The organism is Luteibacter sp. GL_149 (assembly GCF_057834065.1).
Genome location: NZ_CM174395.1, coordinates 955,955 through 970,197, shown reverse-complemented (window position 1 = coordinate 970,197; position 14,243 = coordinate 955,955). Strand labels below are relative to the sequence as shown.

The following is a 14,243-nucleotide window of genomic DNA, read 5'->3' as shown; positions in this document are numbered from 1 at the left end:
TTTACATGGAGACCACGAAGGATGCGCGAAATGGCAAGCTCTCTGGAACCGTTGAATCGCTGGGTCGACGAAGTCGCCCGGCTCACTCGGCCAGACCGGATTCACTGGTGCGACGGCTCCGACGCCGAGTACGACAGCCTCGTCGAAACGATGCTCGGGACGGGCGACCTGATCGCACTGAACCCGGAAACGAACCCGCGCAGCTATCTGCACCGGTCGCATCCTTCCGATGTCGCCCGCGTCGAACATCTCACCTTCGTCTGCACGCCGAAGGAAGACGACGCCGGCCCGAACAATCACTGGATGGCACCGGCGGACGCGCACGCGAAGATCGACGCTCTCTTCGATGGCGCGATGAGCGGCCGCACCATGTATGTGATTCCGTATTGCATGGGTCCGATCGATTCGCCGATCGCCCGCTGCGGCGTGGAGATCACCGATAGTCCCTACGTCGTCGCCAACATGCGCATCATGACGCGCATGGGTACGCCGGCGCTGAAACGCATCGAGCGTGAAGGCCGCTTCGTCCGCGGCCTGCATTCCACGGGCGACCTCGATCCCGAGCGCCGGTTCATCATGCATTTCCCCGACGAACTCTCGATCAAGTCGATCGGTTCGGGCTATGGCGGCAACGCTCTGCTCGGCAAGAAATGCCATGCGCTGCGCATCGCCAGCTACCAGGCGCGTCAGGAAGGCTGGCTGGCCGAACACATGCTGATCGTCGGCGTGGAAAATCCCAAAGGCGAAAAGCACTACATCGCCGCGGCCTTCCCGTCCGCCTGCGGCAAGACCAACCTCGCGATGCTGATTCCGACCGAAGGCCATCGCAAAGACGGCTGGAAGATATGGACCGTCGGCGACGACATTTGCTGGATGACGCCGGGCGAAGACGGACGTCTATGGGCCATCAATCCGGAGGCCGGCTACTTCGGCGTGGCGCCGGGCACCGGTCCGAATACCAATCCCAGCGCGCTGGCCACGCTAGGCCACGATGCCATCTTCACCAATGTCGCGCTCACCGCGGACAACCGTCCCTGGTGGGAAGGTCTTGGCGAAGGCGAACCGGCGACCGACTGGCAAGGACGTCCTTACGACAAGGCGAACGGTCCGGCGGCTCATCCCAATTCGCGATTTACCGTCAGTGCGAAGCAGTGCCCGAGCTGGGCTCCCGAAGCGGAAGAAGCGCGCGGCGTTCCCCTTTCGGCCATTGTCTTCGGCGGTCGTCGCCCCTCGCTGGTTCCGCTGGTGTTCGAGGCCAGGGACTGGGCGCATGGCGTACTGGTCGGCGCGGCCATGGGCTCGGAAACCACGGCGGCGGCCACGGGCGCGGTGGGCGTTCTGCGTCGCGACTCGATGGCGATGAAGCCGTTCTGCGGCTACAACTTCGCCGATTACTTCGCGCACTGGCTGTCCTTCGACCGCCCCGGCGCGCACCTGCCGAAGATCTTTCACGTCAACTGGTTCCGCAAGGACGGCAATGGCGCCTTCATGTGGCCCGGCTACGGCGACAACCTGCGCGTCCTGGAATGGATGATCGGCCGGGTCGATGGGACCGTACCGGGTCTCGAAACACCGATCGGCACGGTACCCGCCGCAGGCGAACTGAATGTCCGGGATCTTGCACTCAGAAATGGCGCCCTGGCCGAACTGCTGAACGTGGACGTCGAAGGCTGGCGGGCCGAGCTGGATCATATCGGCGAATACCTGGACAGCTTTGGCGAGCGGATGCCCGAACGGCTGAAGGCGGAACGCAAGCGGGTCGGCGACGCTCTCGTCGCGGCAGCGGCGGGTACGGAAAAGGAACGCGCGATAAGCTGATCCAAAGGACACCTGGAACGCAGAACGCCCGGCACTCGCCGGGCGTTTTCGTTTACCCCGCCACAATCCTTAAACCATTGCGCCCCAACGGGCATCCAAGCTGGCAAGATGAGCGCCCTATGCCTCGCCAGCAAAACATTCATGCAGCCTGAGCTGCCCGCGGAATCGTCCGACGACGATGTCGTGCGCGCCGCCGCGGCAGGCGATCGCAAGGCGTTCGAAACGCTCTACCGCCGTCACGCCGACCGGGTGTACGGCGCGGTCCTCCGGCTTGCCGCATTCGACCATGCGCGAGCGGAAGACCTGGTCCAGGAAGCCTTCGTGAAGGCGTGGCAGAAGCTGGAAAGTTTCCGCTTCGAAAGCGCCTTCGGTACATGGATCTACCGCCTTGCGGTGAATACCGCGCTGATGTCCATACGCGCCCGCAACGCGGACCCGGTCACCATCATGGATGAAGAACACCTTCCGGATCAGGCCGACCGGCCGTTCTGTCCCGCGGAACGCGAGGAACTCGAGCAAGCTATCGGCGCACTACCTCCGAGGGCTCGCGCTGTACTGGTATTGCACGACGTGGAAGGCTGGAAGCATGAGGAGATCGCCACCGAACTCGGTATGGCGGTCGGCTCGTCGAAAGCGCAACTGCATCGCGCGCGGGGTCTGCTCCGTCGCGCGCTGGGAGAAAAGTGATGAACGAACTCGATTACCTGCGCCAGATGCGCGCGATGAAACAGCCGGTCACGCCGCGGCGCGACCTGTGGGCGGACATCGACCGTCGACTCGACGAGTCGGCGACGCTAGCTCCTGCCAGTCGCCAGCGTGGACGCCCATGGCTGATGGCGGCGGCGATCGCCGGCGTCGCGGTGCTGGGTGGCGGGTTGGGACTCCATCTGATCGCGGCAAACCCGGCTCCCGACTTTGCCAGCGCTCCGCCCTGGAAACCGACCGATCCGCGCCTTTCCGGCGCCGCCGTGGAACTGGATGCCGCACGCATGGAACTGAGCCAGGCCATTCAGGATTCGCCCGACTCCCCGGCGTTGCAACGTCTCCTGGAACGAACCGAACGCCAACGCGATCGTCTGCGTCACATCGAACAGCAAGCCGGCTAAGCCTCGCAGAAGAGAATCCCATGAAAACGCTCTATTACGTCCCCCTGCTGCTGGCTTTGTCGATCGGTCAGGCCCTCGCCGGCACACCGATCAATCTCAATCGCGACGTGCGTGCGAACGCTCACGTCAACATCGACAACGTGAAGGGCGAAGTGACCGTCACCGCCTGGGATCGCAATACTGTGCAGGTGTCGGGCACGCTGGGCGATGGCGCCCGACCGCTGGAAATCGAAGGCGACGAGCACGAAGTGAATATCAAGGTCGAGTCGGGCGGTAAGTCCGGCTGGATGAGCTGGGGTAACGATACCCGCATGCAGCCCACCATCCTCAACATACGCGTGCCCAAGTCGGTCGGCGTGGATATCAATGTCGTCAGTGCGCCGGTCAGTATCGACGGGCTCGATGGCGGACGTATCAGCATCAATACGGTCAGCGGCCGCGTGCGGGCCAGCGCCCGTACGCCTTCTATCGAAGTGCAGAGCGTCAGCGGCAATATCGACTTCTCCGGCAGGGCGAACAAGGCCGACCTGCAGACCGTCAGTGGCGACATCGTCGCACCGACGGTCGCCGAAAAAGTGGATGCGCAGACGGTATCCGGACGCATGACAGTCGGCGGCGGCCCATGGCGCGAAGCGTCGTTCAGTACCGTATCGGGCGATGTCCAGGTCAATGGCGGTCCCGCCCGCGACGGCAAGATCGATGTCGATTCCATGAGCGGCGACGTGCAGGTGCAGCTACCGTCCGACACCTCGGCACGGCTGGCGGTCTCCACCTTCAGCGGCGAAATCCGCAGCGACTATGGCAACGCATCGAAGGGCGAGGACGGTCCGGGCAAGGAGCTGAAGGCCACGATCGGCGATGGCAATGGATACGTGCACATCGAGTCGTTCAGCGGCGACGTGAAGATACGCAAGCAGGACCGATAAGCCACACGCGGTACTCTATTTGCAGAAGCGCGCTCGAACGCGATCCCCGGGAACATGGGGTGCGAACGATCGGCGAATCGTCTATCTCGCGTCTACCGCGACTTAGGGCGGCGTGCTTCGTGGCAATCGCGCTCGAAAGCGCTTCTACGCACAACACCGCGGTGGGATCAGAGATCCTGGTGGTACTGGACGTACGGCGTACGGCCCTGATCCGGCTCCGGACCTACGGCGGGCGTCGGGGCATTGCCCGAGGACCAGACGTTCTGCGCACCGACACTGAGTGCGCCCCGCCAGGGCAGATGCCAGGTAACGCCAAGATCGATGGACGACCAGCGACGCTCGCTGTTCAGGCCGTTGATGGCGGCGGCTTCAGGCTGCATCGTGCGGCCGGTGATCGAGCCGCTGAGCGGACCGCGTTCGACGCCGAAACTCAACGCTTTCTGATCGATCGAACCGACCCCCAGCAGATTGCCTGGCAGCAGCCGGATACGGCCGACGCTGGCACCGAGGTCGATACCGCTGCGGGCGTCGAAATTCACCCTGCCGAAGGCATTCAGTTCGGTGCTGGAGGCGAATACTCCCAGCGGCAGGCCGGATGCCGTCGACAGACCGGGCACGACACGCGGAAGCACCGGGTTGCTCGACGAAGGGCGGGAGGAACCGATGCCGACGCCAAGGCTGTAGGCATCGCCACGGAAAGTGGCCCCTACCTCGCTGCCCACGATGCGCGGCGGCGCGCCGGGGGTGCTGCACAGATCCGTACGGGTGGAAACGCTGCTGCCGCAGGATTCGGTGGAATTGAGCCATGCCTGGCCGCTTACGTCGGCATGCGCCTGAAGACGCGGCCCCAGATCGTACTGAAGACCCGACGTGATCAGCCGCGAACTGTCCAGCGGCCGCAGACTCAGTGGAGCGGTCGGCGCCGGGTTGTCATCGGTATGCACGGCAAGGGCCCGGCCGTCGGGAGCACGCCACAAGGGCGTCGTGGTACCCGTCGTTTGCCACGAACCCGGCTGCTGACCCAGCAAACGTGCGGCTTCCGCGTCATTTCCGCCAGGCACGACCTGACCGGCCGCAGCGAGCGGCAGGAGCAGAAGCAAGGTGGAAAGTGATCGGCGCATAGGTATCGTGTCGACAAGGTTGGCTGCAATCCCCGAGGTCCCGTCACAGCCATACGAGAACAGCCCAAGAATACCCCATTTTACTTTTTACTAACACCCCATCAGGGTCGCTTCAGGAAAGGCTTACGCTGCCGTTTATCCATGGCGGGCCCCGGTTCCCGGCCTTGCACCTGACTTTCACAACCCTCCCCGAACATCGCCGCAAGCAGCCATACCCATATAAACTGCCTCAACCCTGACCCGGAACCGCCGCCAGCGATGACCATCGCTTCTGAACACAGCACGGCCACGACTGAGTCCTATCCGGGGGACTACGAACCCCTGCACGGGGCGGTCGAACGACTCTTCCGCGCGACCGACGCGGAATTGGTCGCGGACGAGTGCCGCCTGCTGGTGACGTGTTTCGTTCCCGACGCCAGGGTGACCTGGCGCAATGCGGACGCCCCGGTCGACGACCTGCCCGGCCATGTGGCGCTGGAGCTTGCCGTCGAACCGCGGACGCTGCGGGTACTCGACCTGCGCACAGCGAACACCGATCGCCACCTCTGGCACGACCCGGTGTCCTGGGTCGGGCGCCTGGCCGCCGTTCGCCTGCGCCAGCTTGCGGAGACCGCTAATCTTTATGAAGCGATTTCCCGTCTGGCGCTGGCCGAACGCCTGCAACGCGCCCTGTACGCCATCGCCGAACAGGCCGGCGCCGAACACAACATGAAAGACATGATGAGCTCGCTGCACAGCATCGTCGGCAGCCTCATGTATGCGGAAAACTTCTTCATCGTCCTGTTCGATGCCCAGGCACAGACGGTACGCTTCCCTTATTTCGTCGACTCGCTCGATCCGGACATCCCCGATCCCGAGGGCGTCCGTCCGATCGACGAGATCGAGCACAGCCTGACGTGGTACCTGCTGCACGAGGGCCGCTCGATGATGGGCGCCAGTTCCGATCTCGAACTGGAAATTCCCGGGCCGCACCGTCGTGCCGGGCCGCCCAGCGAGGACTGGCTCGGCGTGCCGATGAAGCGCGGCGACGACGTCGTCGGCGCACTGGTCGTGCAAAGCTATCGCGACGACACGCGCTACACGGAAAACGACCGCGAACTGCTGACCTACGTCGCCCAGCACGTGCAGACGGCGCTGGAACGACGCCAGGCCCACGAAGAACTGGAACGCCGCGTCACCACCCGTACGGCCGCATTGCGCGAGGCCAACCGCGTGCTGCGCCAACAGGTCTTGCAGCGCCAGCGCGGCGAACGACTGCAGGCCGCGCTGTTCCGCATCGCCGAGCTCGCGAACACGTCCGACAGCATCGAAAACTTCTACGCCGCCGTGCATCGCGTCATCGGCGGCCTTCTGTACGCACGCAATTTCTATATTGCGCTGCTCACCGAAGACCAAAGCAAACTCACCTTCCCCTACTCGGTCGACGAAGTGGACGGCGCGCGCGAACCGCGCGAGCTGGGACGCGGACTGACCGAATTCGTGCTGCGCAATGGCAAAGCCCTGCTCGCCGATCGCGACGAAGTCGACCGGTTGCACCGCGAGCAGATCCTGACCAGCAGCGGCGCGCGCTCGCTGCACTGGCTTGGCGTTCCGCTGATCTGGAACGAAAAATCCATGGGCGTACTGGCGGTTCAGAGCTATTCGCCCGAACACACCTATAGCCCGCGGGATCAGGAACTGCTGACCTTTGTCAGCTACCACATCGCCAATGCGTTGCAGCGCAAATACACCACCGAATCGCTGAAACAGGCGTATGCCAGCCTCGAACGCCGCGTGACGGAACGCACCCGCGCGCTGGCGCTCGCCAATCGCGATCTGCGCGAACAGATCGCCGAGCGCGAGCGGGTCGAACGTCGCCTGAAATACGAAACCCTGCACGATTCCCTGACCGGACTGCCGAACCGCACGCTGTTGCTGCAGCGCCTGGAGCAGGCACTCAATCATTATCACGAAGATCCCACCGCACTCTTCGCCGTGCTGTTCATTGACCTCGACCGGTTCAAGGTCATCAACGACTCGGTAGGCCACCTCGTTGGCGACGATCTGCTGTTCCAGGTCGGCGGACGCGTGCGTGCGTGTCTTAAAACGCGCGACGTCGTGGCGCGTCTCGGCGGCGACGAGTTCGCGGTGCTGGTCGAAGGCATCACCGACCCGCAATCCGCCACGCAGATCGCCGAGCGGATCATCGATCAGTTGCAGGCGCCTTTCCGTCTTGGTCCGAAAGAGATCTTCACCTCGGCATCGATCGGCATCGCGCTACCGACGCCGGAGTACAAACGACCGGAAGAATTGCTGCGCGATGCGGATTCGGCCATGTATCGGGCGAAGGACGAGGGCCGGCACCGCGCCGCAGTATTCGACGATCGCCTGCGTCGCGAAGCCCTGTCACTGCTGGAACTGGAGGGAGACCTTCGCCGTGCGCTGACCCGCAACGAGTTCGTTCCGTACTACCAGCCCATTGTCGAACTGGCCGACAGCCGCGTTGTCGGCTACGAAGCCTTGCTTCGCTGGCGACATCCGGAACGCGGTTTGCTGGCGCCTGCCGATTTCCTGTCCGTCGCAGAGGACACCGGCTGCGCGGAGGCGATCGACTGGCAGATATTCCAGCAGGTCTGTCTCCAGGCACGCGCGCTGGCACGTAACGAGGGATTCATCAGCATCAACGTTTCGGGAAGCCACTTCCGTTCGCCGAACCTGGACCAGCGCTTGCTCGACCTGCTGGCGGAGCACGACGTGCCTGCGCGTTCGATCCGCGTGGAAGTCACCGAACGTGCGCTGCTCGAGAATCCCGCGCAGGTTAAACGCATGCTCGACAATCTGCGCGCCCATGGCGTGGGTATCGCGCTGGACGACTTCGGCACCGGCTACTCGTCACTGAGCTACCTGCACCAGTATCCAATTGAAACACTCAAGATCGATCGCTCGTTCGTGGTCGAACTATCGGACGAAGGCGAAGGCCACAGCACGGCCGTCGTCCGTGCGATCCAGGCGCTGGCCGACTCGCTGAAAATGCAGGTCATCGCCGAAGGCATCGAAACGGAATCGCAGAAGCGGGTGCTACAGAGCGTCGGCTGCCGATACGGCCAGGGCTTCCTGTTCGCGCAACCGGCACCGGCGACCAAGTGGCTGCGCACCCCGTTGACCCTGAGTCTTTAAGAGCGCGCCTCCCCGACATTTACTGCAACGTCGAAGGACCTTCGGAAGCATCGGCGCCGCTCAGCAGGTGCTCGGCGTCCACACGGTCGAACGTATAACGGGTGGCGCAGAACTCGCAGATCACTTCGATCTCGCCGCCACGCTGCTCCAGCGTGGCCTCGATTTCGTCGCGTCCCAGCGAGCGAAGCATGGAGTCCACACGCTCACGCGAGCAAGTGCAGCCGAATGTCACTTCGCGCGGATCGTACAGCCGCACGATTTCTTCGTGATACAGCCGGTACAGCAGATCTTCCGGACGCGTGGCGAGCATTTCGGCCGTACCCAGCGTATTGGTGAGCTGACTCACGCGATTCCACGCATCCAGGTCTTCTTCGGCCGCGCTGTGACCGCCCTCGCCCGGCACCCGCTGCAGCATCAGACCGACAGCCTGATCGCCGTCCGCGGCCAGCAGAATGCGGGCGGGCAACTGTTCGGACTTCTCGAAATAGTTTTCGATCGCGCCCGCTACGTCGGGAGCATCGTCCAGGTCGACCAGGCCCTGGTAGCGCTGTCCGCGTTCGGCCGTGCCGATCGTGATCGCCAGCATGGCCGCGGGCAGCTCTTTCAGATCCAGCGGCGAAGGCAGGTCGCCCTCCCAGCGGGCAAGGCCGCGCAGGCGACCTTCGTCCGTGCATTCGGCGAACAACATACGGATCGCCCCATCGCTGCGAAATTCGAGCGACAGCGATCCTTCGAATTTGATGTTGCCGGTAAGCAGCGCGCTGGCGGCCATGGACTGCCCCAGCAGATCGCGCAGCTCGTCCGGATATTCCGCACGCGAGGCGATTTCGCGCCAGCTCGTGCCAAGACGCACCAGAACACCGCGCACGCCAGCGCGCTCCAGCATGAATCGATGCATCACGTCTTCGACGGGCACCTGTTCGACGATGGGCTCAATCACGGTAGTCCTCCGGGTCAAGCCGCGAAACATGGGGGTTCCGGGGCGCGGGGGCAAGGCGCCGCCGCCGGACTCATGCGTCGCGGGCAAACGTATACTGCCGCATCCTTCGCCATGCCGACACCATGAGCCCCGAACACCGACCGACAGTCCGCCGCCGTATCGTTCGCATGCTCGCCGTTCTCGCGGTGTCGTGGCTGGCACTGTCCTGCTTCGTCGTACTGGCGCTGCGCTTCATCCCGCCCTGGACCAGCGCCATGATGATGGAACGCCGCGTAGACGCCGTACTGCAGGGCGAAAAGGATTTCACGCTGCGCCATCGATGGGTCGCGTGGTCCCAGGTATCGCCCCAGGTACCGCTGGCCATGGTGGCGGCGGAAGACCAGAAATTCCCGTTTCATCACGGTTTCGACGTGGACGCGATCCAGGACGCCATCGATGCCGCCGACGACGGCAAGCGCCTGCGCGGCGCCAGCACCATCAGCCAGCAGGTCGCCAAGAACCTGTTCCTCTGGAACGGCCGCAGCTTTGTGCGCAAGGGACTCGAGGCGTACTTCACGGTACTTATCGAGACCCTCTGGCCGAAGCAACGCATCCTCGAGGTCTATATGAATATCGCCGAGCTGGGCGACGGCGTTTACGGCGTCGGCGCGGCCAGCGACGCGTTCTACCGGCAGTCGCCCGCCCAGCTTTCCCAGAGCCAGGCCGCGCGGCTGGCGGCGGTACTACCCAATCCCAGGAAACTCCGTGTCGACGCGCCCAGCGCGTACGTGGAGCGGCGCACGGCCTGGATCACCCAGCAGATGGCACATCTCGGCGGACCGGATTACGTGACCCGCCGGAATCCATCGAGCACACGCTGAAGGATGGACATGCAATCCCTAACCGTCGTCGTTCCCGCCTATAACGAGGCCGATGTTCTCCCCGCATTCCACGCACGGCTTATGGCCGTACTGGACGCCATGCCCATCGCGAGCCGCGTGCTCTACGTCGACGATGGCAGCGCGGATAACACCTGGTCGCTCATCGACAGCCTGTCCAGCGCCGACGAACGCGTCGGCGCGATCCGGCTATCGCGCAATTTCGGCAAGGAAGCGGCCATGACGGCCGGTCTCGACCGTGCCGACGCCGATGCGGTCGTCGTCATCGATGCCGATCTGCAGGACCCGCCGGAACTCATTCCCGACCTGCTGGCGCGCGCCCGCGAAGGCTTCGATGTCGTCTACGCCACGCGCGCCGCGCGGGACGGCGAAACGGCATTCAAGCGTTTTACATCCGCCGCGTTCTACCGCGTCATGGAACGTCTTTCGGATACGCCCGTTCCTCGCGATACGGGCGACTTCCGCCTGATGTCGCGCCGTGCGGTCAAGGCGCTCGGTGCCCTGCGCGAACGGCAGCGATTCATGAAGGGACTGTTCGCATGGGTCGGTTACCGGCAGACGTCGCTCGTTTATCACCGCGACCCGCGCCTCGCCGGCAAGACGAAATGGAATTACTGGCGCCTGCTCAATCTTGCGATCGAAGGCCTGACTTCGTTTTCCACGGCGCCGCTGCGTCTTGCTACCTGGCTCGGACTGTCCGCTGCGCTGTTCTCGTTCGTCTACGCGATATGGATACTGATCAAGGTGCTGTTCTGGGGCGACCCGGTGCGCGGCTACCCGACGCTGATGATCGTTATCCTGTTCCTGGGCGGCGCGCAGCTACTGGCCCTCGGCGTCATCGGCGAGTACGTCGGCCGCACCTATGCCGAAAGTAAGCAGCGCCCCCTGTACTACGTGGACGAAGAGCGTCCGTAGCCCTCCGGGAGGCGTGCCTTCACCTGACCGTTACCCCCGCAGGCAACGCGGGAGGTAGACTGGACGCGACAGCGTTTCACGACCATTCGGGAGGGAAGCAATGCGCCAGGTGAAGCATCTGCTGGAAACCAAGGGAACAAAGGTTTATTCCATAGCGCCCGACGTACCGGTGCTGGAAGCGGTCAAGCAAATGGCCGAGCGCGGCGTCGGAGCCCTGGTTGTGTTGCGGGGCGATCGTCTCGCCGGCATCGTTTCCGAGCGCGACTACGCACGCAAGGTCATCCTGAGAGGCCGCTCCTCGTCCGACACCGCCGTTTCGGAAATCATGACCGAGCCGGTGCTTACCGTAGGCGCCGAAGCCTCGGTGGACGACTGCATGCGTCTTTGCACGGATAGCCACATCCGCCATCTTCCGGTCGTCGACGGCGATCGCGTCGTCGGCATGATATCGATCGGCGATCTGGTGAAGGCCGTGATCGACGAGCAAGCCGAGGAAATCGGCCAGCTACAACGTTACATCGCGGGCTAACCGCGTTCTTCGGGAAGCAGATCGGGCGCGCGGGCAGCCCTGCGCGCCACGACCGTGGCCAGGCCCGAGAGAGCGGCGCAAATCAGCCCGAGACCCGCGATCGTCACGCCTACGCCGCGCAACGCCTGGATGCCGGTCGTCACCAGAAGGTCGCCGAAGCGCCAGACCGTGGTCTCGATGAAGTTCTTGCCCTTGTAGCGCGCCTCGCGAGGCATGCGCGTGTAGAGAGCGTCCGACGCCGGCTTGGTCATGCCGTATGCCAGTCCCCGCGTGCCAATCTGAACAATGGTCAGCAATGAAATCGCCATGCCGAACATCTGGATGTCGGGCGTGCCGAAAATCGCCACCAGTGCAAGCAGAACGAAATTCACCAACGAAGGAACCACCAGGCCCCAGCCCGCGCCAAGCCTGCGCAGGATCAGCGGTGTGAGCGTGACCTGGAGCAACGCGCCCAGCAGATTGATCGCCAGGTCCAGATGCGCATAGAAAGCGGTGCGGGCGGCATTGTCCAGATAGTGCGCCTTCGCATAATCGGCAACGAGCGCGTAGGCCATCGTGGCAATGCCGTCGCTCAACAGCATGAGGAAAGCCATGTTGCGCAGGAACGGCTGCGACCAGGCGGATTTCACGCCTTCCAGCAACGAACCGCCGATAGGCTCCTGCTCTTTCGCATGAACACCGGATTCGGCATCGCGACGGGCAAGGACCAGGAGCAGACCCAACGCGATCAGCAGGACGACCGCCGAGACGACAAGCAGCGGGGCCACGCCGACCAGCCCGACCAGAGCGGACGTCAGCGCCGGACCGCACAACGCACCGCCCATGCCGCCCAGCGCGATCAGCGAGAAAAGGCGCCGCGCCTGCGCGCTGTCGTAAATGTCCGCCATGAAGCTCCAGAAGAGAGACACGACGAACAGATTGAAAACGCTGACCCAGACAAAGAACACGCGACCCAGGGCCTTCGCGCCGATCTGATCCTGAATGAGAAAAGCAGGTACGAACGCCACGAGACAGACCACGAAGAATACGTAGCTGACGATAAGTACGCGTCGTCGCGAAAAACGGGAGACCACCCAGCCGAACACCGGGGTCAGCAGCAGCATCACCACGAATGTGATGGCATAGAAACCGGGCAACCCGGCCGCGCCCACCGCGCCGCTGAGCTGATCGCGTACCGGACGGATGATGTAGTAGGAGGTCATCACGAAAAAAAATGCGATGGCCGAAAGCGTCAGAGCGTGGCCCTCACCAGAGGCGACTTGTCGACGTGCGTTCACGTGAGGTCCGGTAGAAGAGGGGCTGGTGCGGCGCGGCAAAGCCTAGCATGGGTATCCACCTTAGCGTCGGCGCCGATCCAGCCGCCACCCCGGCCCGTTCCGGTCACGCCATACGCGTTGTGGGCGGCGCTGAAGTAAAAGACAATGGCCGCGACAATGATCGAGAGTACGATCAGTAGCACCCGGTTCCTTTACCCGCGGCGTGTCCCCACGCCTCAATGCCGCGAGAACAGCATGTCGTTTCGTTTCGTTCTTCTGCTCGCCACCGCCCTGCCCAGTGCCCTGGTTGCCACCACGGTCGCCGCCGCACCGCCCCCGCCCCCCACCAAGCTCCCCGTCGTGCACGTAGACCCCGAGGCGCAGCACCTGCCGCCCGAGCGCGTGCGCGCCACGATCGAAAGCTATAAGAAATGGCTGGATGAAGTCGAAGCCCGCGATGGTGCTCCCGCCGTCGTCACGGCACTCGTCGTGGACGACAAAGTCGTCTACGAACGCGCTATCGGCTACGCCAACGCAAAAACGCACGAAGCCGCGACGCCGGAAACGGTGTTCCGTCTCGCATCCCTTTCGAAGGCCTTCGCTACCGGCGTTACCGCCGTCCTCGTACGCGCAGGCACGTTGAGCTGGGACACCAAGCTCATCGACACCATTCCCTATTTCAAACTGAAGGATATGCAGGCCGCGCAGCAGGCGACGGTGCGCGACATCCTCGGTCAGCGTCTGGGACTTCCGCGCAATACGTACGACGCGATGCTGGAAGCCGACGCGCCTTACGAAGAACTGGTCCGCAAGCTCGACGAGGTCGACCTCTCGTGCAACGTCGGTCAGTGCTATGGCTATCAGAACGTCGCCTTCAGCATGATCGGCGACGTGATCTACGCCACCACGGGCGACTATTTCTTTCGCCAGGTGGAGCGACGGATCTTCCAACCCCTTGGAATGAATAACGCCAGTTATGGGCGCGACGCACTGGAGGCCAGCAAGAGCTGGGCCCGGCCACATCGGGGCGGTCCGCACAACTGGATTCCATACGAACCGAACGACAGTTACTACCGCGTGGCCCCCGCCGCTGGCGTGAACGCCAGCCTGCGGGACATGGAGCAATGGCTGATGGCGCAGATGGGTGGTCGGCCGGACGTGCTGCCCACGCCCTCCCTCGACGTGCTGCATGCACCCGAAGTGTCGACGCCCTCCGAGGAGCGCTCGCTCCCATGGCGACGCGCACGGGTCACCGATGCCCATTACGCGCTTGGCTGGCGTGTCTTCAAGTACGCCGACGAAACGCTGATCTATCACGCGGGCGCCGTCTCCGGTTACCGCACCATGATCGGCTTCTTCCCGAAATACCACGCAGGCGTCGTCACGATGTGGAACGCCGCGAGTCCCATGCCCGCCGGCCTGATGCCGATGGTGTTCGACAGCATGCTCGGGTTGCCGCACGTCGACTGGGCGGGCGTGGAGAGCCCGGCACCGGCGACGCATGCCGCGCCGGCGAAGTCGAAGGGCAAGGCGGCGGGTACGAAGAAGTCCAAGGCGAAGACAGCGAGCAAGAAGAAAGCGAAGCCCTGATGGTCGGA

12 protein-coding genes are annotated in these 14,243 nt (G+C 63.8%); 9 read left to right on the top strand and 3 right to left on the bottom strand.

All coding sequences use genetic code 11. From position 1 onward, the window contains the following. The first annotated feature begins 30 nt into the window (after positions 1–30). From AC3IR3_RS04330 to AC3IR3_RS04315, 4 genes are all read left to right on the top strand, one after another. A complete protein-coding gene (locus AC3IR3_RS04330) occupies positions 31–1,818 on the top strand; it encodes a phosphoenolpyruvate carboxykinase (GTP) (RefSeq protein WP_489195783.1) in 1,788 nt (595 codons plus the stop codon). 141 nt (positions 1,819–1,959) lie between these two features. Continuing rightward, positions 1,960–2,505: an RNA polymerase sigma factor gene (locus AC3IR3_RS04325; protein ID WP_489196878.1), complete on the top strand. Its 546-nt coding sequence runs from the start codon at positions 1,960–1,962 to the stop codon at positions 2,503–2,505. Next, positions 2,505–2,924 carry a hypothetical protein gene (locus AC3IR3_RS04320; protein WP_489195782.1) on the top strand — a complete coding sequence of 140 codons (420 nt, stop codon included), beginning with the start codon at positions 2,505–2,507 and terminating at the stop codon, positions 2,922–2,924. Before AC3IR3_RS04325 ends, AC3IR3_RS04320 begins: the two co-directional genes overlap by 1 nt. 20 nt (positions 2,925–2,944) lie before the next feature. Then, positions 2,945–3,850: a DUF4097 family beta strand repeat-containing protein gene (locus AC3IR3_RS04315; RefSeq protein WP_489195781.1), complete on the top strand. Its 906-nt coding sequence runs from the start codon at positions 2,945–2,947 to the stop codon at positions 3,848–3,850. Between the two features lie 167 nt (positions 3,851–4,017). On the opposite strand, the gene AC3IR3_RS04310 is transcribed toward AC3IR3_RS04315, so the two are convergent. Further along, the gene (locus AC3IR3_RS04310; protein ID WP_489195780.1) at positions 4,018–4,971 is read right to left on the bottom strand and encodes a hypothetical protein; all 954 of its coding nucleotides are present in this window, start codon (positions 4,969–4,971) and stop codon (positions 4,018–4,020) included. A 258-nt stretch (positions 4,972–5,229) separates the two neighbouring features. On the opposite strand from AC3IR3_RS04310, the gene AC3IR3_RS04305 reads away from it, so the two are divergent. Then, positions 5,230–8,127, top strand: coding sequence for an EAL domain-containing protein (locus AC3IR3_RS04305; RefSeq protein ID WP_489195779.1), 2,898 nt, complete (start codon positions 5,230–5,232; stop codon positions 8,125–8,127). 19 nt (positions 8,128–8,146) lie between these two features. Here AC3IR3_RS04305 and hslO read toward each other — a convergent pair whose 3' ends face one another. Then, a complete protein-coding gene (hslO, locus tag AC3IR3_RS04300) occupies positions 8,147–9,025 on the bottom strand; it encodes an Hsp33 family molecular chaperone HslO (RefSeq protein ID WP_489196877.1) in 879 nt (292 codons plus the stop codon). 209 nt (positions 9,026–9,234) lie between these two features. Between hslO and mtgA the strand changes: the two genes are divergently transcribed. The 3 genes from mtgA to AC3IR3_RS04285 all read left to right on the top strand — a co-directional run bounded on the left by mtgA (position 9,235) and on the right by AC3IR3_RS04285 (position 11,389). Then, positions 9,235–9,927 (top strand): monofunctional biosynthetic peptidoglycan transglycosylase, encoded by a 693-nt coding sequence (gene mtgA, locus AC3IR3_RS04295; RefSeq protein ID WP_489195778.1) that lies wholly within the window; start codon positions 9,235–9,237, stop codon positions 9,925–9,927. Positions 9,928–9,930: 3 nt separating this feature from the next. Continuing rightward, positions 9,931–10,860, top strand: coding sequence for a glycosyltransferase family 2 protein (locus AC3IR3_RS04290; protein ID WP_489195777.1), 930 nt, complete (start codon positions 9,931–9,933; stop codon positions 10,858–10,860). A gap of 100 nt (positions 10,861–10,960) precedes the next feature. Beyond that, the gene (locus AC3IR3_RS04285; protein WP_489195776.1) at positions 10,961–11,389 is read left to right on the top strand and encodes a CBS domain-containing protein; all 429 of its coding nucleotides are present in this window, start codon (positions 10,961–10,963) and stop codon (positions 11,387–11,389) included. Here AC3IR3_RS04285 and AC3IR3_RS04280 read toward each other — a convergent pair. Beyond that, positions 11,386–12,666 (bottom strand): NTP/NDP exchange transporter, encoded by a 1,281-nt coding sequence (locus AC3IR3_RS04280; protein ID WP_489195775.1) that lies wholly within the window; start codon positions 12,664–12,666, stop codon positions 11,386–11,388. The genes AC3IR3_RS04285 and AC3IR3_RS04280 overlap by 4 nt on opposite strands. A gap of 234 nt (positions 12,667–12,900) precedes the next feature. On the opposite strand from AC3IR3_RS04280, the gene AC3IR3_RS04275 reads away from it, so the two are divergent. Beyond that, complete coding sequence (locus AC3IR3_RS04275; protein ID WP_489195774.1) at positions 12,901–14,235, top strand: serine hydrolase domain-containing protein; 1,335 nt, start codon at positions 12,901–12,903, stop codon at positions 14,233–14,235. Positions 14,236–14,243: the final 8 nt, after the last annotated feature.

What these genes read in the sequence shown, in the direction of transcription:
- mtgA (WP_489195778.1), top strand. Translation starts at nt 9,235, where the DNA reads ATGCTCGCCGTTCTCGCGGTGTCGTGGCTGGCACTGTCCTGCTTCGTC.
- AC3IR3_RS04325 (WP_489196878.1), top strand. Translation starts at nt 1,960, where the DNA reads ATGCAGCCTGAGCTGCCCGCGGAATCGTCCGACGACGATGTCGTGCGC.
- AC3IR3_RS04305 (WP_489195779.1), top strand. Translation starts at nt 5,230, where the DNA reads ATGACCATCGCTTCTGAACACAGCACGGCCACGACTGAGTCCTATCCG.
- AC3IR3_RS04315 (WP_489195781.1), top strand. Translation starts at nt 2,945, where the DNA reads ATGAAAACGCTCTATTACGTCCCCCTGCTGCTGGCTTTGTCGATCGGT.
- AC3IR3_RS04285 (WP_489195776.1), top strand. Translation starts at nt 10,961, where the DNA reads ATGCGCCAGGTGAAGCATCTGCTGGAAACCAAGGGAACAAAGGTTTAT.
- AC3IR3_RS04320 (WP_489195782.1), top strand. Translation starts at nt 2,505, where the DNA reads ATGAACGAACTCGATTACCTGCGCCAGATGCGCGCGATGAAACAGCCG.
- hslO (WP_489196877.1), bottom strand. Translation starts at nt 9,025, where the DNA reads ATGCATCGATTCATGCTGGAGCGCGCTGGCGTGCGCGGTGTTCTGGTG.
- AC3IR3_RS04330 (WP_489195783.1), top strand. Translation starts at nt 31, where the DNA reads ATGGCAAGCTCTCTGGAACCGTTGAATCGCTGGGTCGACGAAGTCGCC.
- AC3IR3_RS04275 (WP_489195774.1), top strand. Translation starts at nt 12,901, where the DNA reads ATGTCGTTTCGTTTCGTTCTTCTGCTCGCCACCGCCCTGCCCAGTGCC.
- AC3IR3_RS04310 (WP_489195780.1), bottom strand. Translation starts at nt 4,971, where the DNA reads ATGCGCCGATCACTTTCCACCTTGCTTCTGCTCCTGCCGCTCGCTGCG.
- AC3IR3_RS04290 (WP_489195777.1), top strand. Translation starts at nt 9,931, where the DNA reads ATGGACATGCAATCCCTAACCGTCGTCGTTCCCGCCTATAACGAGGCC.